At 73.2% G+C, this 20,580-nt stretch carries 21 protein-coding genes and 6 tRNA genes; 18 read left to right on the top strand and 9 right to left on the bottom strand.

The genetic code is table 11. The features are described from left to right. Positions 1–144: 144 nt before the first annotated feature. Positions 145–1,386: a uroporphyrinogen-III C-methyltransferase gene (gene cobA / locus E4U91_RS06615; RefSeq protein ID WP_137305958.1), complete on the top strand. Its 1,242-nt coding sequence runs from the start codon at positions 145–147 to the stop codon at positions 1,384–1,386. 64 nt (positions 1,387–1,450) lie between these two features. Further along, the gene (locus E4U91_RS06610) at positions 1,451–2,269 is read left to right on the top strand and encodes a TrmH family RNA methyltransferase (protein WP_137305957.1); all 819 of its coding nucleotides are present in this window, start codon (positions 1,451–1,453) and stop codon (positions 2,267–2,269) included. Here the strand turns inward: E4U91_RS06610 and E4U91_RS06605 are convergent. After that, positions 2,236–3,762, bottom strand: a complete 1,527-nt coding sequence (locus tag E4U91_RS06605) for a serine/threonine-protein kinase (protein ID WP_168218248.1) — start codon at positions 3,760–3,762, stop codon at positions 2,236–2,238. The genes E4U91_RS06610 and E4U91_RS06605 overlap by 34 nt on opposite strands. A 196-nt stretch (positions 3,763–3,958) precedes the next feature. Between E4U91_RS06605 and E4U91_RS06600 the strand changes: the two genes are divergently transcribed. The 4 genes from E4U91_RS06600 to E4U91_RS06585 all read left to right on the top strand — a co-directional run bounded on the left by E4U91_RS06600 (position 3,959) and on the right by E4U91_RS06585 (position 6,548). Beyond that, entirely contained in the window at positions 3,959–4,234 is a 276-nt protein-coding gene (locus E4U91_RS06600; protein WP_137305955.1) for a hypothetical protein, read from the top strand. A gap of 197 nt (positions 4,235–4,431) precedes the next feature. Further along, positions 4,432–4,638 carry a hypothetical protein gene (locus E4U91_RS06595; protein ID WP_137305954.1) on the top strand — a complete coding sequence of 69 codons (207 nt, stop codon included), beginning with the start codon at positions 4,432–4,434 and terminating at the stop codon, positions 4,636–4,638. Between the two features lie 603 nt (positions 4,639–5,241). Beyond that, a complete protein-coding gene (locus E4U91_RS06590) occupies positions 5,242–6,174 on the top strand; it encodes a phosphotransferase enzyme family protein (RefSeq protein WP_137305953.1) in 933 nt (310 codons plus the stop codon). A gap of 80 nt (positions 6,175–6,254) precedes the next feature. Next, a complete protein-coding gene (locus E4U91_RS06585; protein WP_079084145.1) occupies positions 6,255–6,548 on the top strand; it encodes a TFIIB-type zinc ribbon-containing protein in 294 nt (97 codons plus the stop codon). Between the two features lie 50 nt (positions 6,549–6,598). On the opposite strand, the gene E4U91_RS06580 is transcribed toward E4U91_RS06585, so the two are convergent. The 5 genes from E4U91_RS06580 to E4U91_RS06560 form a co-directional block, all read right to left on the bottom strand. Next, positions 6,599–6,670: transfer RNA gene (locus E4U91_RS06580), tRNA-Val, on the bottom strand. A gap of 34 nt (positions 6,671–6,704) precedes the next feature. Continuing rightward, positions 6,705–6,776 (bottom strand) — tRNA-Val (locus E4U91_RS06575). Positions 6,777–6,799: 23 nt separating this feature from the next. Next, a tRNA-Val gene (locus E4U91_RS06570) sits at positions 6,800–6,871 on the bottom strand. Between the two features lies 1 nt (position 6,872). Beyond that, positions 6,873–6,946 (bottom strand) — tRNA-Cys (locus tag E4U91_RS06565). Positions 6,947–6,983: 37 nt separating this feature from the next. Further along, a tRNA-Gly gene (locus E4U91_RS06560) sits at positions 6,984–7,056 on the bottom strand. A gap of 197 nt (positions 7,057–7,253) precedes the next feature. On the opposite strand from E4U91_RS06560, the gene E4U91_RS06555 reads away from it, so the two are divergent. The 3 genes from E4U91_RS06555 to E4U91_RS06545 are packed head-to-tail and all read left to right on the top strand — an operon-like array spanning position 7,254 to position 10,005. Continuing rightward, entirely contained in the window at positions 7,254–8,309 is a 1,056-nt protein-coding gene (locus E4U91_RS06555; RefSeq protein WP_137305952.1) for a chorismate-binding protein, read from the top strand. Beyond that, complete coding sequence (locus E4U91_RS06550) at positions 8,306–9,127, top strand: aminotransferase class IV (RefSeq protein ID WP_137305951.1); 822 nt, start codon at positions 8,306–8,308, stop codon at positions 9,125–9,127. Before E4U91_RS06555 ends, E4U91_RS06550 begins: the two co-directional genes overlap by 4 nt. A 53-nt stretch (positions 9,128–9,180) precedes the next feature. Continuing rightward, positions 9,181–10,005, top strand: a complete 825-nt coding sequence (locus E4U91_RS06545) for a GNAT family N-acetyltransferase (protein WP_174867761.1) — start codon at positions 9,181–9,183, stop codon at positions 10,003–10,005. Positions 10,006–10,012: 7 nt separating this feature from the next. Here the strand turns inward: E4U91_RS06545 and E4U91_RS06540 are convergent, their stop codons facing one another. Then, positions 10,013–10,600 (bottom strand): DsbA family protein, encoded by a 588-nt coding sequence (locus E4U91_RS06540; protein ID WP_241678520.1) that lies wholly within the window; start codon positions 10,598–10,600, stop codon positions 10,013–10,015. 197 nt (positions 10,601–10,797) lie between these two features. Here E4U91_RS06540 and E4U91_RS06535 point away from each other — a divergent pair, with 197 nt between their 5' ends. Together E4U91_RS06535 and E4U91_RS38030 are read left to right on the top strand one after the other, a co-directional pair. Then, positions 10,798–11,244, top strand: coding sequence for a hypothetical protein (locus tag E4U91_RS06535; RefSeq protein ID WP_137305949.1), 447 nt, complete (start codon positions 10,798–10,800; stop codon positions 11,242–11,244). A gap of 170 nt (positions 11,245–11,414) precedes the next feature. Then, on the top strand, positions 11,415–11,579 hold the full coding sequence (locus E4U91_RS38030) for a hypothetical protein (protein WP_168218073.1): 165 nt from the start codon (positions 11,415–11,417) through the stop codon (positions 11,577–11,579). Positions 11,580–11,690: 111 nt separating this feature from the next. Here E4U91_RS38030 and E4U91_RS06530 read toward each other — a convergent pair whose 3' ends face one another. Together E4U91_RS06530 and E4U91_RS06525 are read right to left on the bottom strand one after the other, a co-directional pair. Continuing rightward, a complete protein-coding gene (locus E4U91_RS06530) occupies positions 11,691–12,251 on the bottom strand; it encodes a CGNR zinc finger domain-containing protein (protein WP_067235421.1) in 561 nt (186 codons plus the stop codon). Positions 12,252–12,489: 238 nt separating this feature from the next. Beyond that, on the bottom strand, positions 12,490–12,903 hold the full coding sequence (locus E4U91_RS06525; protein ID WP_004002642.1) for an SsgA family sporulation/cell division regulator: 414 nt from the start codon (positions 12,901–12,903) through the stop codon (positions 12,490–12,492). 191 nt (positions 12,904–13,094) lie between these two features. On the opposite strand from E4U91_RS06525, the gene E4U91_RS06520 reads away from it, so the two are divergent. From E4U91_RS06520 to E4U91_RS06490, 7 genes are all read left to right on the top strand, one after another. Next, entirely contained in the window at positions 13,095–13,559 is a 465-nt protein-coding gene (locus E4U91_RS06520) for a TIGR02611 family protein (RefSeq protein ID WP_137305948.1), read from the top strand. Between the two features lie 75 nt (positions 13,560–13,634). Next, positions 13,635–13,709 (top strand) — tRNA-Val (locus tag E4U91_RS06515). A 268-nt stretch (positions 13,710–13,977) separates the two neighbouring features. After that, positions 13,978–15,267, top strand: a complete 1,290-nt coding sequence (locus E4U91_RS06510) for an ABC transporter substrate-binding protein (protein ID WP_137305947.1) — start codon at positions 13,978–13,980, stop codon at positions 15,265–15,267. A gap of 14 nt (positions 15,268–15,281) precedes the next feature. Further along, entirely contained in the window at positions 15,282–16,238 is a 957-nt protein-coding gene (locus E4U91_RS06505; protein WP_137305946.1) for a carbohydrate ABC transporter permease, read from the top strand. Continuing rightward, a complete protein-coding gene (locus tag E4U91_RS06500) occupies positions 16,235–17,110 on the top strand; it encodes a carbohydrate ABC transporter permease (protein ID WP_137305945.1) in 876 nt (291 codons plus the stop codon). The genes E4U91_RS06505 and E4U91_RS06500 overlap by 4 nt, the downstream gene beginning before the upstream one ends. 10 nt (positions 17,111–17,120) lie before the next feature. Continuing rightward, positions 17,121–17,717 (top strand): hypothetical protein, encoded by a 597-nt coding sequence (locus E4U91_RS06495; protein WP_137305944.1) that lies wholly within the window; start codon positions 17,121–17,123, stop codon positions 17,715–17,717. A 120-nt stretch (positions 17,718–17,837) separates the two neighbouring features. Further along, positions 17,838–20,573: an exo-rhamnogalacturonan lyase family protein gene (locus tag E4U91_RS06490; RefSeq protein WP_137305943.1), complete on the top strand. Its 2,736-nt coding sequence runs from the start codon at positions 17,838–17,840 to the stop codon at positions 20,571–20,573. Positions 20,574–20,580 lie beyond the last annotated feature (7 nt).

Here is a 20,580-nt window from a genome sequence, read left to right as displayed (position 1 = left end):
GGCCGCTCCACCGCCGCAGCGCCCTTCCCGACCTCGCGGGGACCCCCGGCGTCCCCGTACCGTCGCCCAGGACCTTCGCAGTCGCCCGGGGCCCCGGCAGTCGCCCAGGACCCCGCAAGCCGCCCGGACGAGGAGCCGTACCCCATGGCCGAACACCCCGCCTACCCCGTAGGTCTCCGTCTCACCGGCCGTCGCGTGGTCGTCCTCGGCGGCGGTCAGGTCGCCCAGCGCCGGCTGCCCGCCCTGATCGCGGCGGGCGCGGACGTCCTGCTGGTGTCACCGGAGGCGACCCCGTCCGTCGAGGCCATGGCGGACGCGGGCGAGATCACCTGGGAGCGGCGCGCCTACACCTCGGGCGACCTCGCCGACGCCTGGTACGCCCTGATCGCCACCAGCGACCCCGACGCCAACGCCGCCGCCTCCGCCGAGGCCGAGCGGCACCGCGTCTGGTGCGTGCGCTCCGACGACGCCGACGCGGCCACCGCCTGGACCCCGGCGACGGGCCACAGCGAGGGCGTCACGGTCGCCGTCCTGACCACGAACGCGCGCGGCCGCGACCCGCGGCACACCGCCGCCATCCGTGACGCGGTCGTGGAGGGGCTGCGCGACGGCACGCTCGTCGCCCCGCACCACCGCACCCGCACCCCCGGCGTCGCCCTGGTCGGCGGCGGCCCCGGCGACCCGGACCTGATCACCGTGCGCGGCCGCCGGCTGCTCGCCGAGGCGGACGTCGTCATCGCCGACCGGCTGGGCCCGCGCGACCTGCTCGCCGAACTCCCGCCGCACGTCGAGGTGATCGACGCGGCCAAGATCCCCTACGGCCGGTACATGGCCCAGGAGGCCATCAACAACGCCCTGATCGAGCACGCCCGGCAGGGCAGGTCCGTGGTCCGGCTCAAGGGCGGTGACCCGTACGTCTTCGGCCGGGGCATGGAGGAGCTGCAGGCGCTCGCCGAGGCCGGCATCCCGTGCACCGTGGTCCCCGGCATCTCCAGCTCCATCTCGGTGCCGGGCGCGGCCGGCATCCCCGTCACCCACCGCGGCGTCGCCCACGAGTTCACCGTGGTCAGCGGGCACGTGGCCCCCGACGACGAGCGCTCGCTGGTCGACTGGCCGGCGCTGGCGAAGCTCACCGGCACCCTGGTGGTCCTCATGGGCGTCGACAAGATCGGCCGGATCGCCGAGACGCTCGTGGCGCACGGCAAGTCGCCGGACACCCCGGTCGCCCTGGTCCAGGAGGGCACCACGGCCGCCCAGCGGCGCGTGGACGCCACCCTCGCCACGGTCGCCGAGACGGTCGTCGCCGAGGACGTGAAGCCGCCGGCCGTGATCGTCGTCGGCGAGGTCGTCGCCGTCGGTTCCCGGACCCCCGCGTCAGGCGCGTGACCACGGGCGGCGTGGTCGTTCCCAGCCGTTTGGCACCCCACCCAGGACGAGGCAGTATCACCCCGTGGCCGAACTCATCACCGTCGAGGACCCCGACGACCCGCGCCTGCGCGACTACACCGGACTGACCGACGTCGAGCTGCGCCGCAGGCGCGAGCCGGCCGAGGGCCTGTTCATCGCGGAGGGCGAGAAGGTCATCCGGCGGGCCAAGGACGCGGGCTACGCGATGCGCTCGATGCTCCTGTCCGCCAAGTGGGTCGACGTCATGCGCGACGTCGTCGACGAACTGCCGGCGCCCGTCTACGTGGTCACCCCCGAGCTCGCCGAGCGGGTCACCGGCTACCACGTGCACCGCGGCGCCCTCGCCTCGATGCAGCGCAAGCCCCTGCCCACGGCCACCGAACTCCTGCGCCCCGCCCGCCGGGTCGTCGTCATGGAGTCCGTCAACGACCACACCAACATCGGGGCGATCTTCCGCTCGGCGGCCGCCCTCGGCATGGACGCGGTGCTGCTCTCCCCGGACTGCGCCGACCCGCTGTACCGGCGCAGCGTGAAGGTGTCGATGGGCGCCGTCTTCTCCGTGCCGTACGCCCGGCTCGACACCTGGCCCAAGGGGCTCGGCCCGCTCCGCGAGGAGGGCTTCACGCTGCTCGCCCTCACCCCGGACGAGAAGGCCGTCTCCCTGGACGAGGCGGCCCCGCACCGGATGGACCGCGTCGCGCTGATGCTGGGCGCGGAGGGCGACGGCCTGTCCGCCCGGGCCCTGGCCGCCGCGGACGCATGGGTCCGCATCCCCATGGCGCACGGCGTCGACTCCCTCAACGTCGGCGCCGCGGCCGCGGTCGCCTTCTACGCCGTGGCGACGGGCCGCCCGACGGCCTGACCGCCGTCCCCGGACACGCCCCGCGCCGCGGGAACCTGCCGTACGGCGTCCTGCCGTGCCGCACCGTGCCGTGCCGCATCCTGCCGCACGACGGCCTGCCGTACGACGCCGTGGTGGTCGTCGCCCAGGCCGCGGGCCGGGCCCTGGCAGCCCTGGACGATGCCGATGCCGAGGGCGACCAGCAGCGTCACGACCACGAAGACGAACAGCCGCTGCCGCAGCAGCCGCGGATTGGCCGGCCGCCGCCCGGTCCCGGTGGGCCGGGGCCCCGGACGGCCGGCGCCGTTGCGGGGACCGGGCCGGCCGCCGGTACCGGGCCGGGTGCCACGCCCGGTCGGCGTGCCGCGCCCGCCGGACGGGCTGGTGCGCCCGCCGGTCGGCGTGCCACGTCCGGCCGGGGTGGAGCGGGCGGCCTGGGCGGGCCGCGGCGTACCGGAGCGCGACCCCGGGACGGCGCCCCGCGCGCCGGTCCCGCCGCGCGGCCCGGCGCCGTTGCGGGGGGCGCTCCCGCCCCGCGAGGCGGGTGCCCCGCCGCGGGACGGTGTGCCGGCACCGCCGCCCTGCGGGCGCTGGACCCGCTGCGGATACGTCGGTTCCGACAACCGCCCGGTCGGCCGCTCGGCCTCCAGCGCGCGCGGCACCGGCGGACGCACGTCGCCCGCCCCCTGCGCCTCGCGCGCCGCGATCTCCTTCAGCCGCAGCGAGAGGTCCAGGGTGCTGGGCCGCTCCTCGGGGTCCTTCGCCAGGCAGGCCCGCACCAGCGGCGCGAGGGCGTCGGGCACGCCGTGCAGCTGCGGCTCCTCGTGCACCACCCGGTACAGCATCACCTCGGAACTGCCGTGCCCGAAGGGCGAGTCGGCCATCGCGGCGTAGGCGAGCGTGGCACCGAGGGAGAACACGTCCGTGGCCGGGGTGACCGCGGCCCCGCGCACCTGCTCCGGGGCGAGGAAGCCGGGGGAGCCCACGGCGGTCCCCACGTGCGTGAGCGTCGAGGCACCGGTGGCCCAGGCGATGCCGAAGTCGATGATCCGCGGCCCCTTCGGGGACAGCAGGATGTTGGACGGCTTGAGGTCCCGGTGGACGACACCGGCCTCGTGCACCGCGACCAGCCCCTCCGACAGGGCGGCACCGATGGCGGCGACCTCGGCGGCCCCGATCGGACCCTCGTCGGCGACCTTGTCGTGCAGGGAGGGGCCGGGCACGTACTGGGTGGCGAACCAGGGGCGCTCGGCGTCCAGGTCGGCCGCGACCAGCCGGGCGGTGCACCCGCCGCGGATCCGCCGCGCGGCCGACACCTCGCGCGCGAACCGCGACCGGAACTCCTGGTCCTCCGCGAGATCGGGCCGGATCACCTTCAGGGCGACCCGCTGTCCCTTCTTGTCGGAGCCCAGGTAGACGACGCCCATCCCGCCCGCGCCGAGCCGTCGGTGAAGCCTGAACGAGCCGACGACGCGCGGGTCCTCGCGCCTCAGGCGCATCATCGCCATGTTCATCCCCGCTGCCCGGTCCGTCTGACGTGGCACAGCTTACGTTTCCACGGCCGCTCGCGCGCAGAGGCCGCGCCCTCTCGTCCCGACGGATTGTCAGTGCCGGGTGGGACACTTGAGGGGTGGTCAGAAGGCGGGCGAACAGGGCGCATTCGGCCTGCCCCCGACCTCAACCACTAGTCACAGAAGGGGGATTGGGCCCATGAAGGGTGACCGAGTGGAAATCGTCGTGGACGCCGGGGACACGACGCGCACGTACGAGGTGGTGGCCAGCAGGGCGGGCCGCCGGGTGGAGACGGCGGTGCGCAGGGGGGTGGTCGAAGTGAGCGAAGTCACCCGTACCGGGGTGGTCGTCAGGACGGCCCGGTTCATGGCGAACCGGGTCCTGGCCCTGGTCGAACAGCCGGTCCCGCGCGAGGACGGTTCGGAGATATCGGGCCGGACCGGGCACCCCCTCCGGGAAGACCCCGAGACGTAGGACCCGGTCTCCACCCAGGGGAGTACACCGCCGGGGGTGGCTCATCCTCCGGGAGGCCCGGCAATCGGTACGAGGGCATGACGTCCGCCGGACGCCGCACGCCTAGATTTGAGGTCAAGCGGCGGGTGCAGCACTCGTCCCCCGAGGTCAGACACCCGCCGCTGCAGACGACAACCGACACGGTCAGGAGAGGGACCATGGCCCAGACGGCACCGCGGACGCTGTTCCGCGACGCAGGACGCACGGCGCACGCCGGCTCCCGCCCCCGCCGCCAAGGCCGTCGCCACCCACTGGTGGCGACCCTGATGGCCCTTCCCCTGGCGGCCCTGCTCCTCCTCGTCTTCGACGGCTGGGAGACGGTGGCCACACAGGCGTCGTCCGTGGGCGTGATGCTGGGGCGCTGAGCGGCGACCCCAGGCCCGGAAGAGCGGTCCGGGCGGGGACATCCACCCATGAAACCCCGTGGGGACGGGGGTGCGGCGGACGGCAAAATGCCGGCGCAGCTGGGGAGCTGCGCCGGCATTGCTTTTCCCGGACGACGGCACGGATCCCTCACCTGGCCCCCCTGGCGACCGCGCCCGTCTTGGGCCTTCCCGCACCGAGACCCTGCCCGCCGCAATCTCCGGCTCCGCGCATGCCCAACGCCCTCTCGCACCGGGCCCCCTGCCTGCCGTGATCTCCGGTGCCCTGCATGCCCTCCGCCCTCCCGCGCCCGGGGCGTCCTGCCCACGGCCGTTTCCGACAGCCGCGTATGCCCTCCGTCCTCCCGCGCCGGGGCGTCCTGCCCCCGGCCATTCCCGGCAGCCGCGCACGCCCTCCACCCTCCCGCACCGGGCCGGCCCCACCCGCCGCCCACGTCCTTGGCCCTCCTGCACCTGGGCGCGCCACCCGCCGCTACCCCCGGCGGCCACCCACAGCCTTGGCCTTCCCTCACCGAGTCGCCCGCCCACCGCGCCCCGCCCGGACACCGCCGCCGTCGACCCGCCCCACGCCGTACGCTCGCCCCCATGTCGCCGTCCCCGAGCCTCGCCGCACGTGTGCGGCAGGCAGCTCACCCCGGCCGGGACCTGTCCGGCTGCGTCTGCGAGACGGGCGTGCTCGCCGACCGTCCGGACGCCACCGTCGTCCGGCACGGCTCCCTCGTCGGCAAGGCGCACGCCGCCGGCACCGATCCCGAGGCCCTGGCCGCCCGGCTCCGGGTCGCGGCGCGCCTGCCCGGCGTCCTCCTGCCCCCGGTCACCACGGCACCGGACGGCCGGCCCCGCCCGCACACGCTCTGGCCCTACGGCGCCCCCGTGGACCCCGACGACCCGGACGCCGCCCCCTGGGAGGCCGCCGGCACCCTGCTCGCCCGGCTGCACCGCACCCCCGCCCCGCCCGGCCTGCCCCCGATGCGCGGCCCGGCCAAGGCCGCCGCAGCCGTGCGCCGGCTCCGCCGGACCGTGGGCCCCGGGCACCCGGCCACCGCCCCGGTCCTCGCCGCCTGGGCCGGACTCGACCCCTGGGCCCGCGCCGAGGCCCCCATGCCCGCCGGCGTCCTGTGCCACGGCGACCTCCACCTCGGCCAGCTGGTCCGCCACCCCGCCCCCGACGGCCCGTGGCACCTCATCGACGTCGACGACCTCGGCACCGGCGTGCCCGCCTGGGACCTCGCCCGCCCGGCCGCCTGGTACGCCTGCGGACTGCTCCCGCCCGAGGAATGGGCGCGGTTCCTCGGCGCGTACCGCTCCGCCGGCGGCCCGGCCGTCCCCCCGGACGGCGACCCCTGGCCCGCCCTGGACGTCCCGGCCCGCGCCCTGACCGTGCAGACCGCCGCCCGCTCCGTCACCAAGGCCGCCGCCGAGGACCGCCCGCTGGACGAGGTCGAACAGGCCCTGGTGGACGCCTGCGCCCGGATGGGCGGGCTCCCCGCGTCCCCGGCACCGAATCCGCCGACGTAGGGTGCAACCGACCGCGGCGGGGCAGAGTCTGTCCTGGCGGAACGCGAAGCAGGACCGACCCGCGAGGAGTTGAGCAGACCATGCAGTGTCCGAAGTGCCATGCGGCGATGCACACGTACAACCGCAACGGAGTCCAGATCGAGCAGTGCAGCAACTGCCGGGGAATCTTCCTGGACTACGGCGAGCTGGAGGCGCTGACCCGCCTGGAGTCCCAGTGGTCGCCGGCCGCGCCGCCGGCCCCGCCCGCCCCGCAGGCGTACCCGGCCCCGCCCGCCCCGGCCTGGGGCGCCCCGCAGCACGGCGGTCACCACGGAGGGCACTACGGCGGCCACCACCGCCACAAGAGCTTCGGCCACATGCTGTTCTCCAGCTGAGCCGGACACGACGAAGCCCCCGGTCGCGGGACCGGGGGCTGTTCGCTGTGTGGACGATACTGGGATTGAACCAGTGACCTCTTCCGTGTCAGGGAAGCGCTCTCCCGCTGAGCTAATCGTCCTCGGGACCTCGACCCACGGGTCAAGGGCACTGCGTGCGCGATACTGGGATTGAACCAGTGACCTCTTCCGTGTCAGGGAAGCGCTCTCCCGCTGAGCTAATCGCGCGGGTCGAAGCCGAACGGCTCCAGTGGACGATACTGGGATTGAACCAGTGACCTCTTCCGTGTCAGGGAAGCGCTCTCCCGCTGAGCTAATCGTCCTTGGAGGTGGAGACGGGATTTGAACCCGTGTAGACGGCTTTGCAGGCCGTTGCCTCGCCTCTCGGCCACTCCACCAGGAGTGCAGGGGCCCGGGAAGACCCCTCTTCCTTCGAGCGGACGACGAGGCTCGAACTCGCGACCTCAACCTTGGCAAGGTTGCGCTCTACCAACTGAGCTACGTCCGCCTGTCGGTTCGGTCCGCTCACGCGTCCCGGCGACGTGTTGAACTCTAGCGGATTCCCGGGCCAGTACAAAAACGCGTTTGCGCAGCGTGCTGCCCTGCGTTCCACCGCCGACCAGCTCAGGGCCCCTGACGGTCACGTCCGGGTCACCGCGGGGACGCGCGACCGGACCGCCGCACACCCCTCATAGACTCGACACCGTGCTCGACCTGCCCGCCCTCGCCCGCTTCGGTGACCGCCTCGCCACCGGCCTCCTCGACGTCACCGACGACCCCGCCGCGCTGGACTCGGCCGGCTTCTGGGCCGTCAGCGCCGACTTCGAGGGCCGGCTGGTCTGCGCGCGCTTCGCGGACGTGCGCCACGCGCCCGTGCCCGCACCGGTGCCGGGCCGCTGGCGGGGCCCGTCGGCCGGCGACTGGACGTCCTCGCTGGACGGCGCCGCGTACCAGGAGGGCGTGCGGCGCATCCGCGCGCACATAGCGGCCGGCGAGGTCTACCAGGCCAACCTCTGCCGGGTGCTGTCCGCCCCCGTCGCCCCGGACGCCGACGTCGACGCGCTCACCGCGCTGCTGGCCCGCGGCAACCCGGCGCCGTACGCGGGCACGATCCGGCTGCCCGGGCACGGCGTCGAGATCGCCACCGCCTCCCCCGAGCTCTTCCTGCGCCGGGACGGCCGCACCGTGCTGTCCGGCCCGATCAAGGGCACCGGCCGCACCGAGGCGGACCTGCTCGACAAGGACTACGCCGAGAACGTGATGATCGTCGACCTGGTCCGCAACGACATCGGCCGGGTCTGCGCCACCGGCAGCGTCACCGTGCCGGACCTGTGCGCCGTGGAGAAGCACCCCGGCCTCGTCCACCTCGTCTCCACCGTCCGCGGCGAGCTGCGCGACGGCGCCGGCTGGCCCGAGCTGCTCGCCGCGGCCTTCCCGCCCGGCTCGGTCACCGGAGCGCCCAAGTCCAGCGCCCTGCGGATCATCGACGCGCTGGAGCCGGCACCGCGCGGACCGTACTGCGGCGGCATCGGCTGGGTGGACGCCGACCGGGGGACCGGCGAGCTGGCCGTCGGCATCCGCACCTTCTGGATCGACCGGCCGGAGCCGGACGCCGCGGTGCTGCGCTTCGGCACGGGCGCCGGCATCACCTGGGGGTCCGACCCCGAGGGGGAGTGGCGGGAGACCGAGCTGAAGGCGTCCAGGCTCCTCGCGGTAGCGTCGGGGGCGTACGAGGTGAGTGGAGAGGGACTGCACACGTGAAGATCTGGCTGGACGGCGGGCTCCAGAACACCGACTCCGCCCGCGTCTCCGTCTTCGACCACGGCCTGACCGTGGGCGACGGCGTCTTCGAGACGGTCAAGGCACAGGAGGGCAGGCCGTTCGCCCTCACCCGGCACCTGGACCGGCTCACCCGCTCCGCGCGGGGCCTGGGCCTGCCCGACCCGGACCTCGACGAGGTCCGCCGCGCCTGCGCCGCCGTCCTGGAGGCCGACCCGGTGCCGCTGGGCCGGCTGCGCATCACCTACACCGGCGGGTACGGACCCCTCGGCTCCGACCGGGGCGAGCACGGCCCGACCCTGGTGGTCGCCCTCGGCGGGACCTCCCGCCGCGCCGACACCACCGCCGCGGTCACCGTCCCCTGGACGCGCAACGAACGGGGCGCGGTGACGGGCCTGAAGACCACCTCGTACGCCGAGAACGTGGTCGCGCTCGCCCGCGCGCACGAGCACGGCGCCACCGAGGCGCTGTTCGGCAACACCGTCGGACAGCTCTGCGAGGGCACCGGCTCCAACGTCTTCGTCGTCCTCGACGGTGAGATCCACACCCCGCCGCTGCGCTCCGGCTGCCTGGCGGGCATCACGCGCGCGCTGACGATCGAGTGGACCGGCGCCCAGGAGACCGACCTGCCGCTGGACGTCCTGCGCAGCGCCGACGAGGTCTTCCTGACCTCCACCCTGCGCGACGTGCAGGCCGTGCACCGCGTCGACGACCGCGAACTGCCCGGCGCGCCGGGCCCGGTGACGGCCAAGGCCATGCGCGTCTTCGAGGAGCGGGCGGGCGACGACCTCGACCCCTGATCTCCCGGATATGCAGCTGACCGGTGGGGCGGGCACGGGGTAGAAATCAGCTGATGACCACGACCCTGCGGCCCACCGAGCCGCTCCAGCGAGCCGCCGACGGGGCGGTGTCACGCCACTACCAGGTGTGTGTGAACAGCCGTCCCGTCGGCGAGATACGCCTGTCCACCCACCCCGACTTCGGCCCGGGCGTGGGCCGCATCGACGAGCTGCGCATCGACGAGCCCGACCGCCGTCGCGGCCGGGGCACGGTCGCCGCCCTCGCCGCCGAGGAGGTGGCGCGCGGCTGGGGCTGCCGGATGCTCGAGGTGCGGGTCCCCGCGACGGCACCGGTCGCCCTGCGGCTGGCGACGACGCTCGGCTACGTCCACCGCAACCGCGGCATGGAGAAGACCCTCGGCACGGTGGCCCCCGACCTGCCCGCCGGCAGCCGCGGCAGGCCGCTCACCGAGGCCGAGTACGAACCCTGGCGCGAGCACGGCCTGCGCGAGTACGCGCAGACCTGGATCAGCCGCGGGGTGCCCGAGCGGGAGGCGCTGGCCAAGGCCGAGGCGGACGACCGGCGCCTGCTGCCGCACGGCACCGCCACCGAGAACACGCTGATCAGCGTCCTCGAACACGAGGGCACCCGGGTCGGCACCCTCTGGCTGCACGTCGAGGGGGACCGGGCCTTCGTGTACGACGTGGAGGCGGACCCCGCCTTCCGCGGCCGGGGCCACGGCCGCAGCCTGATGCTGCTGGCCGAGGCCCAGGCGATCGCCGCCGGCGCGCACGTCATCGGGCTCAACGTGTTCGCGGACAACACCCCGGCCGAGCGGCTGTACGAGTCGCTCGGCTACGAACCGGTGGGCTACTCGATGGCCAAGTCCCTGCTCTGACGCCCGCTCAGGAGGACTCGGCCAGCAGCCGGTCGGCGATCTCCTCGACGCGCTCGCGCAGCCCTTCCTGGCTCGTGCCGCCGTCGAGGCGTTCGCCGCCGATGACGTACGTCGGGGTGCCGGTCACGCCGATGGCCTTGCCCTCGGCCTGGTCGGCGTCCACGATCAGGATGTGCCGGCCGTCGATCAGGGCGGTGTCGAACTCCTCCGTGTCCAGCCCGAGTTCCCCGGCGACCTGGACCAGGAAGGGTTCTCCCGTACGGTCCAGCTCCTCCACCCGCTCCAGCACGGCCTCGACGTAGGCCCAGCCCCTGCCCTGCTCCGCGGCCTCCTCGGCGGCCTGCGCGGCGGCGAAGGCGTGCCGGTGCTTGTCCAGCGGGAAGTGCCGCAGCCGCAGCTCCAGCCGGTCGCCGTAGCGCTCCCGCAGGACCCGCAGGTCGGCGAGGGCGCCCCGGCAGTCGGGGCACTGCAGCTCGCACCAGACGTCGAGCACGACGGCGGGGCGGGCGGCGCCGGAGCCGGCGTCGGTGCCGGGGGAGGGGGCCGGGGCGGTGGCGTCGGCGGGGGTGGTGGCGTCGGAGGAGGTGTCGCTCATGCGGCCAGTCTTCCAGCCCGGGGCGCCGCTCCCCAATCCGCGGCGGTCCGGCCCGGGGCGGCACCTGGGGAGGACGCGACCCGGAGATGTCCCTGATGTCCGCTCGGAGCGTGGCCCCGGGACCGTCCGCAGGTGCACGATGGAGGGGCAGGGGACGGTTCCGTCCCCTGGAGCGACCGTGCCCCCTGGAGGACCGGATGATTGCCGAGACCGTGTGTTCCGCCGTCGCCGCGGCCGGCCTGGGCATCGCCGCGGTCACGGCCTACCGCAGGCGTTTCCTCGCCGCGACCCGTATCGCGGCCTACGCGCTCGTCCCGCTCGGCCTGGTCCTGACCGGCGTCGTCGAGTGGCTCGCGGACACCGCCTTCAGCCCGACGGCCTGGGCCGGCTTCGTGCTGCTCGGTGTGGCCTGGGGCCTCTTCGCCCTCACCCGCACCGTGGAGCGCCGCCGGGGCGGCACCCGCAAGGAGCGCAGGGCGGCGGCCAGGTCCGCGCGGCAGGAAGCGGCGGCCCCCGGCGCCTCCGCGCCCTCCCTCGGCACCGCCGCCCCCCGTCCGGCCGCCCGCCCCGCTGCCGCGCCGCGCGCGAACTCCTCCGACGACTTCAGCGACATCGAGGCCATCCTCAAGAAGCACGGCATATGACCGCCGTGGGCGTCCCCGGCCGCCGGCTCCGCTGAAACGACACAGGGGAACGGCAGGTGGACGGAACTGATCACTCCGCGGACGGGAGATCGAGGAAAGGTGCGCCGACCCGCTCATTCCGGGCGTGGTGATCGCGAAGAGGGTGCCCGCTGCGCCATCATCGCCGCGAGATGCTGGACACGACACAGAGCGAGGCACAGACCGACCCCGCGCCGCCGGAGCACGAGCCGCGTGGATGCCTCTTCGCCCTTTCCCAGCCACCGCTGATGATCTTCCTGGCGGTGATCGGGTGTCTGCTGCTCATGGCTGCGCTGCACGACCTGCTGCTGCTGTGAGCCGTACCCGCGGTCCCCGGCGCCACCCGCCGGGGCCGCGTCGGCATCGATCCACGACCCGACGTCCGGCGCGCACGACGCGCGGCGTTACCGCGCTCCCCGCGGCAGGGCTCAGCCGGCCGCTTCCTTGCGGCGGGCCCGGTACGCGGCCACGTGCAGGCGGTTGCCGCAGGTCCGGCTGTCGCAGTACCGGCGCGACCGGTTGCGGGAGAGGTCCACGAAGGCCCGCCGGCAGTCCGGGGCCTCGCAGCGCCGCAGCCGCTCCTGCTCGCCGGCGACCACGAAGAACGCCAGCGCCATCCCGCAGTCGGCGGCCAGGTGGTCGGCGATGGAGGCACCCGGCGCGAAGTAGTGGATGTGCCAGTCGTAGCCGTCGTGGTCGGTGAGCCTCGGCGTGGTGCCGGCGGCCGCCACCAGCTCGTTGATCAGCCCGGCCGCGGTCCGGGGGTCGGTGGCCGCGAAGATCCCGGCGAACCGGCCGCGGACCTTGCGCACCGCCGACAGGTCGAACTCGGACAGCACTCCGACGTCACTGATGTCGTGGCCGCGCACGAACTCCTCGAGGGAGGCGACGTCCGACAGCCCGTCCGGGGTGGTGTCGTCCTCCGGGGCGGTGTTCACCAGATCCACCACGGCATCGAGCGCACACCGGGTGTCGTGGGTGATCAGCACGTTTCGCTCCCTGGCCTGGGGACGGGCGGGCGCCCGCCGATGCTGGCCGATGGTAGCCGCACCTGGCCGCCCCGCGGAGGGTCCGTCCCCGCCGGTTTCCCGCGCGCACGCGCAGGCGCCGCTCCCCGGATCCCTGTGGATCTCCGGGGGACGGCGTCGGCGCGTGCCCTATGCGGTTGTCCTGGCCCGAGCCGTCTCCCCGAGTGGACGGCGCCGGGCGGCTCGTAGGGGCCCCGCTCTAGCTCTCCGCCAGAATGTGCGAGAGCTCCTGGTCGAGGTCGAAATGGCGGTGCTCCGTGCCCGGGGGCACGGCGGCGTCCGTCCGCTTCAGGAAGGACTCCAGCGCCCGGGCCGGGGCCTCGAGCAGGGCCTCGCCCTCGGGCGAGCTCAGGGCGATGCACACGACGCCCTGACCGTGGCTGCGCGACGGCCAGACACGGACGTCGCCGGTACCCGTGGGCCGGTGCAGGCCCTCGGCGAGGAGGTCGCGGGCGAACACCCACTCGACGGTCTCCTCGGCTCCGGTGTGGAAGGTGGCGTGCACGGCGTAGGGGTCGGCCGTGTCGTACCGCAGGCCTGCGGGGACAGGCAGGGATGACTCGCTCGACACAACGAGGCGCAGGTGCAGCTCGCAGCTGACCGTGGTGTTCATAAGCGCCAGGGCCTTTCGCTCAGTGTGCGCTCGGGGATTCGCACGTCGGCGAAATCGACATGCCACCTACGGTGCCGTTGTAAACCCCTCTGAGTGTTTTGCGTGTCTTTACGTAACTCTTCCGGCCGAGGGCGCCTTCGGTGGGTACGACCATTCCGGTGACGTGTTGATCTCCGGTAGGGTCTGGCCGTATGAATACGGGGAGTGACGTGCCGGGCGAGGTCGCCGTGCCGTCGGACGGAGCGGAAGTGGGCGAGGCCAACAGCGGGCAGCACGAGCACGAGGGGCTCGGTTCCCGTGCGCCGGAGTTCGTCAAGGAACGCCGTCTGCTGCATGTGAGCTGGCAGGTCGGCGTCTTCGTGGTCGGCCTCGCGGTCGTCGCGGCCGGCGTGGTGATGCTGCCGCTGCCCGGACCGGGCTGGGTGGTGATCTTCGGCGGCATGGCGATCTGGGCGACCGAGTTCGTCTGGGCCCAGCTGGTGCTCCGCTGGACGAAACGCAAAGTCACCGAGGCGGCCCAGCGGGCCCTCGATCCGCGCGTCCGGCGCCGCAACATCGTCCTGACGTCGATCGGCCTGGTGGTCGTGGGCGTGCTCGTCGGCGTCTACGTGTGGAAGTTCGGGTTCGTCATGCCGTGGAAGATCGAGAACCAGTGAGCCGGGAGGGCGCGCGGGCCGCCCGCCGCTGGTCACAGGCACCCCCTGACATGGGGTAATGTTCTCCGTGCGCCCGGGCGATTAGCTCAGTGGGAGAGCGCTTCGTTCACACCGAAGAGGTCACTGGTTCGAACCCAGTATCGCCCACCACCCACACACCGGCCCGCCTGCGAGAACGCAGGCGGGCCGGTGGCGTTCCCGGTGCCGACGGGTCCCCTTCGGCGGGCCCTGACGGCCGCCTCCGGCCGCTCGGCCTCCCCGCCCGCCCGGCGAGAAAATCCTGCGCGCATCATTGACGCCCTCCCACCCCCCTCGTACCTTGTGCCAGCAAGCGCTTACTTGAAACGATTCACGCGACCGGCACGCGGCACACATGCACCGACATGCAGCAGCGACGACGCTGCGGGGAGGCCCGACTGTGGGAACCAGCAGGGATGTGGAGAGGCGAACGATCCTCAAGGCGGCCGGGGCCTCGGTGGCCGCCTTGGGCCTGGCCGCCACGACGGGCTGCGGGGGGAGCGGCGGCACCTCGGCCGACGGCACGGTGACCCTCCGTTACGCCTGGTGGGGCGGCGAGCCGCGGGCCATCGCCATCAAGAAGACGATCGCGCTGTTCGAGAAGAAGCACCCGAAGATCAGGGTCAAGCCGGAATTCACCGACTACGAGGCGTTCTGGGAGAAGTTCCAGACCCAGGCCTCGGGCGGAAATCCCCCGGACGTATTCCAGAATGCGGTCGGATTCCTGCGCAAGTACGACCGGCGCGGCGTGCTCATGGACCTCAAGTCCCAGGCGGACGCGGGGAATCTGAAGCTGGAGAACTTCCGCAACGGGGTGCTGGCGAACGGTCAGGCCGACGGCAAGCAGATCGCCGTCCCGGTCGGCGCCAACACCATGGCCCTCGTCATCGACCGGAAGGCCTTCGAGAAGGCGGGCGTGCAGGCGAAGTTCGGCTGGACCTGGGACGAGTACTTCGACGCGCTGCAGACCGTGCGGGACAAGCTGAGGATCGCCGGGGACACCGGCTACTTCAGCATCATGTACCTCTACGACCTGTACCTGCGCCAGCACGGCAAGGCCTTCTTCACGGAGGACGGCCTCGGCTTCACGCAGGACGACCTGACGCAGTGGTGGGAGGACGGCTACAAGCGGGTGAAGTCCGGGCTCGTCGCCGACCCGAAGAAGGTCGAGCAGGTCAAGCCCAAGTCCGCGCTGTCGGCGGGGCTCGCCGCCTCCGAGTTCACCTGGGACAACTTCTCCATCCGCTACGAGGGTGAGGGCGAGTCGGACTACGGCCTCGCGCCCATCCCCACCACGGACGGCAAGGACACCGGCCAGTACCTCGGATCGCTGATGCTGAGCGCCTTCGCCGGGACCGAGCACCCCGAGCAGGCGGCCCGGTTCATCGACTTCATGGTCCACGACCCCGAGGTCGGCTCGATCATGGGCTACGACCGCGGCATCCTCGCCACCACCGAGCAGTACGCGGCGTTCACGCCCACCGACCCGACCGCCAAGGGCGTGGCGGCGTACGAGGAGGAGGTCGCCACGGCGGGCGTCCTGGGGAAGATCACCCCGCACCCGTCCGGCGCCGACGTCGTCGAAGCGGCGTTCCTGCGGATCGGCGGCGAGGTCGCCCAGGGCAGGACCAAGCCGCCCGAGGCCGCCAGGACGCTGTTCGGCGAGGCCAAGGCCGCGTTCGCGGGCTGAGGGGACGTACCGCCATGACCCTCGTCAAGGAAGCACCCGCGCGCCCGGCCGGGAAGCGGTCCGCCGCGCCCGTCGCCGGGCGGCGCGGGCGGCGCCGCGAGAACCTCGCCGGCTACCTGTTCATGTCGCCGTGGATCGCGGGCTTCGTGCTCCTCACGGCGGGCCCGATGATCGCGTCCCTCTACTACGCGTTCACCAACTACAACCTGTTCGCGCCGCCGCGCTGGGTCGGTCTCGACAACTTCACGACCATGTTCCAGGACCCGCGCTGGCAGAAGTCGGTGCAGGTCACGCTCAAGTACGTGATCGTGGCCACCCCGCTGAAGCTGCTGCTGGCGCTCGGCGTCGCGCTGCTGCTCGCGCAGCGGCGGCGCGGACAGGCCCTGTACCGGGCCGCGTTCTACCTGCCCTCGCTCATCGGCGCGAGCGTCTCCGTGGGCTTCGTGTGGCGGGCGCTGTTCTCGGACGACGCGGTCGTGGACCGCACCCAGCGGCTCTTCGGCGTCGACGTGGGCGGCTGGATCGGCAACCCCGACTACGTCCTCTACTCCCTGGTCGCCCTCAGCGTCTGGCAGTTCGGCGCCCCGATGGTCATCTTCCTGGCCGGCCTCAAGCAGGTCCCGCGCGAGCTGTACGAGGCCGCCGAGGTGGACGGGGCCGGCCCGCTGCGCAGGTTCTGGAACATCACCCTGCCGATGATTTCCCCCGTGCTGTTCTTCAACGTGCTGCTGGAGTCGATCCACGCGTTCCAGGTGTTCGGCTCCGCGTACGTCGTCTCCGACACCCGGTGCGGTCCCGCCGACGCGACGCTCGTCTACACCTGTTACCTCTACCAGAAGGGCTTCAAGGAGGCCCAGATGGGCTTCGCCTCCGCGATGGCCTGGACGCTGGTGGTCGCGGTGGCGCTCGTCACGGCGGTGCTGTTCTGGTCGCAGAAGAAGTGGGTGCACTACGAGGAGGCCGCCAAGTGACCACCGTGACCAGCCCCGTCGTGCGCACCGCCGGTGAACGGCGGCGCGCCGGCTCGATCGCCTGGCACGTGGGCGCGCTCGTCGTCCTCGCGGTCGTCCTCTACCCCGTGGTGTGGGTGGTCGGCGCCGCGTTCAAGCCGGGCAAGGACATCGTCGCCAGTCTCGACCTGCTGCCGACCGAGCCCGTCGGGGAGAACTTCTCCGGGCTCGCCGACGGCATCTCGGGCATCTCCGTCGGCACCTTCTTCACCAACTCGCTGCTGTACGCGGTCCTCGCCGTGGCCGGTGTGGTGGTGTCCAGCTCGCTGACCGCCTACGCCTTCGCCAAGATCCGGTTCGCCGGACGGAACCTGCTGTTCACCCTGATGATCGGGACGCTGCTGCTGCCGTACCACGTGCTGCTCATCCCGCAGTACGTGATGTTCCGCAAGCTGGAACTGGTCGACACCCTGGTGCCGTTGGTCGCGGGCAAGTTCCTGGCCACGGAGGCGTTCTTCGTCTTCCTGATGGTGCAGTTCATGCGCGGGCTGCCGCGCGAGCTGGACGAGGCCGCCCGGCTCGACGGCTGCGGGCACCTGCGGACCTACTGGTCCGTCGTCCTGCCGCTGAGCAGGCCCGCGATCATCACCAGCGCGATCTTCACCTTCATCAACGCGTGGAACGACTTCATGGGGCCGCTGATCTACCTCAACACGCCGTCCAAGTACACGGTGTCGCTGGGCCTGATGATGTTCCGCGACCAGGAGGGGATCTCCGACTACGGCAGCATGATCGCCATGTCCCTGGTCGCCCTGGTGCCGGTCGTCGCGTTCTTCATGGCCTTCCAGCGCCACCTGATCGACGGCATGGCGACCTCCGGACTGAAGGGCTGAGGCGACCACCATGGCGCAAGCGCGTGTGAAGGCCCGTGCCCGCGGGGAATCCCCGTTCGGCGAGCGCTTCGCGGTCTTCGCCGAGTGCCTGCTCACCGGCGTGTGGATCGCCGTGGCCTGCCTCGGCCTCGTCACCTACCCGGCCGCCTTCGCCGCCGGGGCCCGGCACCTGCGCCACCGTACCGGCCATCTCGCAGGCGGGCTGGGGGAGTTCGTCGCCGACTTCCGCGCCGCGCTGCGCGGCGGGTGGGTCGTCGGGCTCGCCGGGTGGGCGGCGGCGGCCACCGTGTGGGTGGACGTCCGGGCGGCGCGGGGCGGCATCCCCGGCGGGGCGTTCGTGGGGACGGTCGGGCTGTGCGCGCTGCTCGGCGCCGTCGTGGCGCTGCTGCGGGCCGCGGCCGTGTGGACCCCGGACGCGCGCTGGCGGGCGCTCCTCGCGGACGCCGGGCGACGCACCCTGCTCGACCCCGCCGGATCGTTCCTCATCCTTGCCGGGCCGGCCGTGCTCGCCGTGTCCGCCTGGGTCGTCGCGCCGCTGGCGGTCCCGGCCCTCGGGGCCGTCGTTGCGGCCGCGGTCGCCGTGGAGGAGCGCTCGCGGCGCCGTTGACGTGCGGGGGTTCCCCTCGCCGCCGGGCCGACGCCGTTCGCGCCGCCCCTATATCTGTCATGCCCCTGACCAATTGGTCGGCATCCGCCCGCACGACGTCCCGCACGGAAAGGAAGCCCCATGTCCCCCATCCCCCGCAGGTCCCTGCTCAAGGCGGCCGCGGTCGCCGGAGCCGCCGCGCAGTTCAGCTGGGCGCTCGGCGCCGGGGACGCCCAGGCCGCGCCCCCGGCCGCGCCCACCGACGCCGACCCGGTGATCCTCGACTGGCTGGAGGACGGCGGCCTGGGTGCCGCCCCCGGCTCCACCGTCGGTGTGCCCTGGCCCAAGGGCGCCCACCCGGCGGACCGCAGCTTCGCGCTCACCGACGCCGACGGCAGAGGGGTGCCCGTGCAGTCGTGGCCCCTCGCGTACTGGCCCGACGGCTCGCTGAAGTGGACCGCCCACGCGGTCGGTTCGGGCACCGGCGAGCTCACCCTGACCACCGGCACCCCCGCGGCCCCCGACCACCGGGTGACCGTCACCCGGAAGGGCGGCACGATCGACGTCTCCACCGGCGTCGTCACCGTCCGCGTCGGCACGTCCGGCACCACCCTCGTCAAGTCCGTCACCCGCGGGTCCACCGAGATCGCCAGGGACGGCCGGCTCGTCCTGCTCCGCCAGCCGGAGATCGAGGACGGCGACCAGGGCGGCGTCAGGACCGAGCGCTTCGACGGCACCGTCGAGGACGTCACCGTGGAACAGGACGGCCCCGTCCGTGCCGTCGTCCGCATCGACGGCAAGCACCGCAGGGGCAGTCGCAGTTGGCTGCCGTTCTCGATCCGCCTCTACTTCTACGCGGGCGCCGACTCCTTCCGCATGGTGCACACCGTCACCTTCGACGGCCCCCAGGAACCCGGCAGGGCGAGCGGCGACTTCGTCCGCGGGCTCGGGGTGCGCTTCACCGTGCCCCTGCGCGACGCCCCCTACGACCGTCACATCCGCATCGGCGGGGAGGGCACCGGCCTGCTGCGCGAGGCCGTGCAGGGAGTCACCGGACTGCGCCGCGACCCGGGCGCGGCCGTGCAGGCCGCCCAGTACGCGGGCGAGAAGCTGCCCGACCCGTCCACCTGGGACCAGCGGGTCACCACCCGGCTGCAGTACGTTCCCCAGTGGGGCGACTACACCCTCTCCCAGCTCTCCGCCGACGGCTTCACCGTCCGCAAGCGCACCAACAAGGGCCACGGCTGGATCGGTGCCGGCGGCGGCCGACGGGCCTCCGGCTTCGGCTACGTCGGCGGCCCGGGCGGCGGGTTCTCCTTCGGCCTGCGGGACTTCTGGGAGAAGTTCCCCGCCCAGCTCGACATCCGCGGCGCGCAGACCGACGGGGCGGACGTCACCCTGTGGCTCTGGCCGCCCGAGGCCCAGCCCATGGACCTGCGCTTCTACCACGACGGCATGGGCCAGGACACCTACGCCGAACAACTCGAGGGCCTCAACATCACCTACGAGGACCACGAGCCCGGCTTCGGCACCCCCTACGGCATCGCCCGTACCTCCGAACTCCTCTTCTGGGCCAACGCCTCGACACCCACCCCGCAGGAGCTCGCCGCGCAGGTCCAGGCGGTCCGGGTGCCGCCCCAGCTCGCCGCCCCGCCCCGGCAGCTCATCGCGGCCCGCGTGTTCGGCCCCGGCCTGTACGCCGAGCCCGACCGCTCCACCCCCGCCAAGGCGAGGATCGAGGACCACCTCGACTTCCTCTTCACCTACTACAAGGACCAGGTGGAGCAACGCCGTTGGTACGGCTTCTGGGACTACGGCGACATCATGCACACCTACGACACCGTCAGGCACCAGTGGCGGTACGACGTCGGCGGCTACGCCTGGGACAACTCCGAGCTGTCGCCCGACCTGTGGCTCTGGTACGCCTACCTGCGCTCCGGCCGTGCCGACATCTTCCGCTTCGCCGAGGCCATGACCCGGCACACCGGCGAGGTCGACGTCTACCACCTCGGCCGGTGGGCGGGCCTCGGCACCCGGCACGGCGTCCAGCACTACGCCGACAGCGCCAAGCAGCAGCGCATCGCCAACACCACCTACCGGCGCTTCTACTACTTCCTCACCGCCGACGAACGCGTCGGCGACCTCATGCACGCCAACGTCGACTCCGACGAGACGTTCCTCGTCCTCGACCCGCAGCGCAAGGTCCGCACCGACCCCTACACGCCCGACCGGCACGCCCTGTCCATCGGCTTCGGCACCGACTGGAGCGGCCTGGTCTCCGCCTGGCTCACCGAGTGGGAACGCAAGGGCCCGAAGTGGGAGAAGGCCAGGGCGCGCGTCCTGTCGACCATGGAGGGCATCGCCGCCCAGCCCAACGGGTTCGTCCAGGGCAGCGGCCTCTACGACCTCGACACCGGCCGGTTCGCCGTCGCCGCCACCCCCGTCGTGAGCGTCTCGCACCTGTCGGCGGTGTTCGGCCTCAACGAACTGTGCGCCGAACTGATCGACCTGGTCGACATGCCGGCGTTCGAGGAGGCGTACTACGACTACTGCCGCTACTTCAACGCCACCAAGGCGGAGCAGACCGCCCGTTACGGCGCGGACTTCGGCACCCTGCTGCTGTTCCAGGGCCACTCGCGCCTGGACGCCTTCGCCGCCGTGCGCACCGGCGACGACCAGCTCGCCCGGCGGGCCTGGGAGAAGTTCTACCGCTCCGACGGCTACCCGGAGTCCGCGCCCTGGAGGACCGAGCGGGTGACCGGGCCGACCGCCCTGGTGGCCGGCAGCGAGGCGAGCTGGGTGTCCACCAACGACACCGCCCTGTACGGCCTGGCGGCCATCGAGAACCTGGCCCTGCTGGGGGACAGGATGCCGTGACCCCTGA

It is taken from the genome of Streptomyces lasalocidi (genome assembly GCF_005280215.1).
Classification (GTDB): Bacteria; Actinomycetota; Actinomycetes; order Streptomycetales; family Streptomycetaceae; genus Streptomyces; species Streptomyces longwoodensis.
Note: the sequence above shows the minus strand (reverse complement) of the source record. Positions and strands in the feature narration are given on the sequence as shown.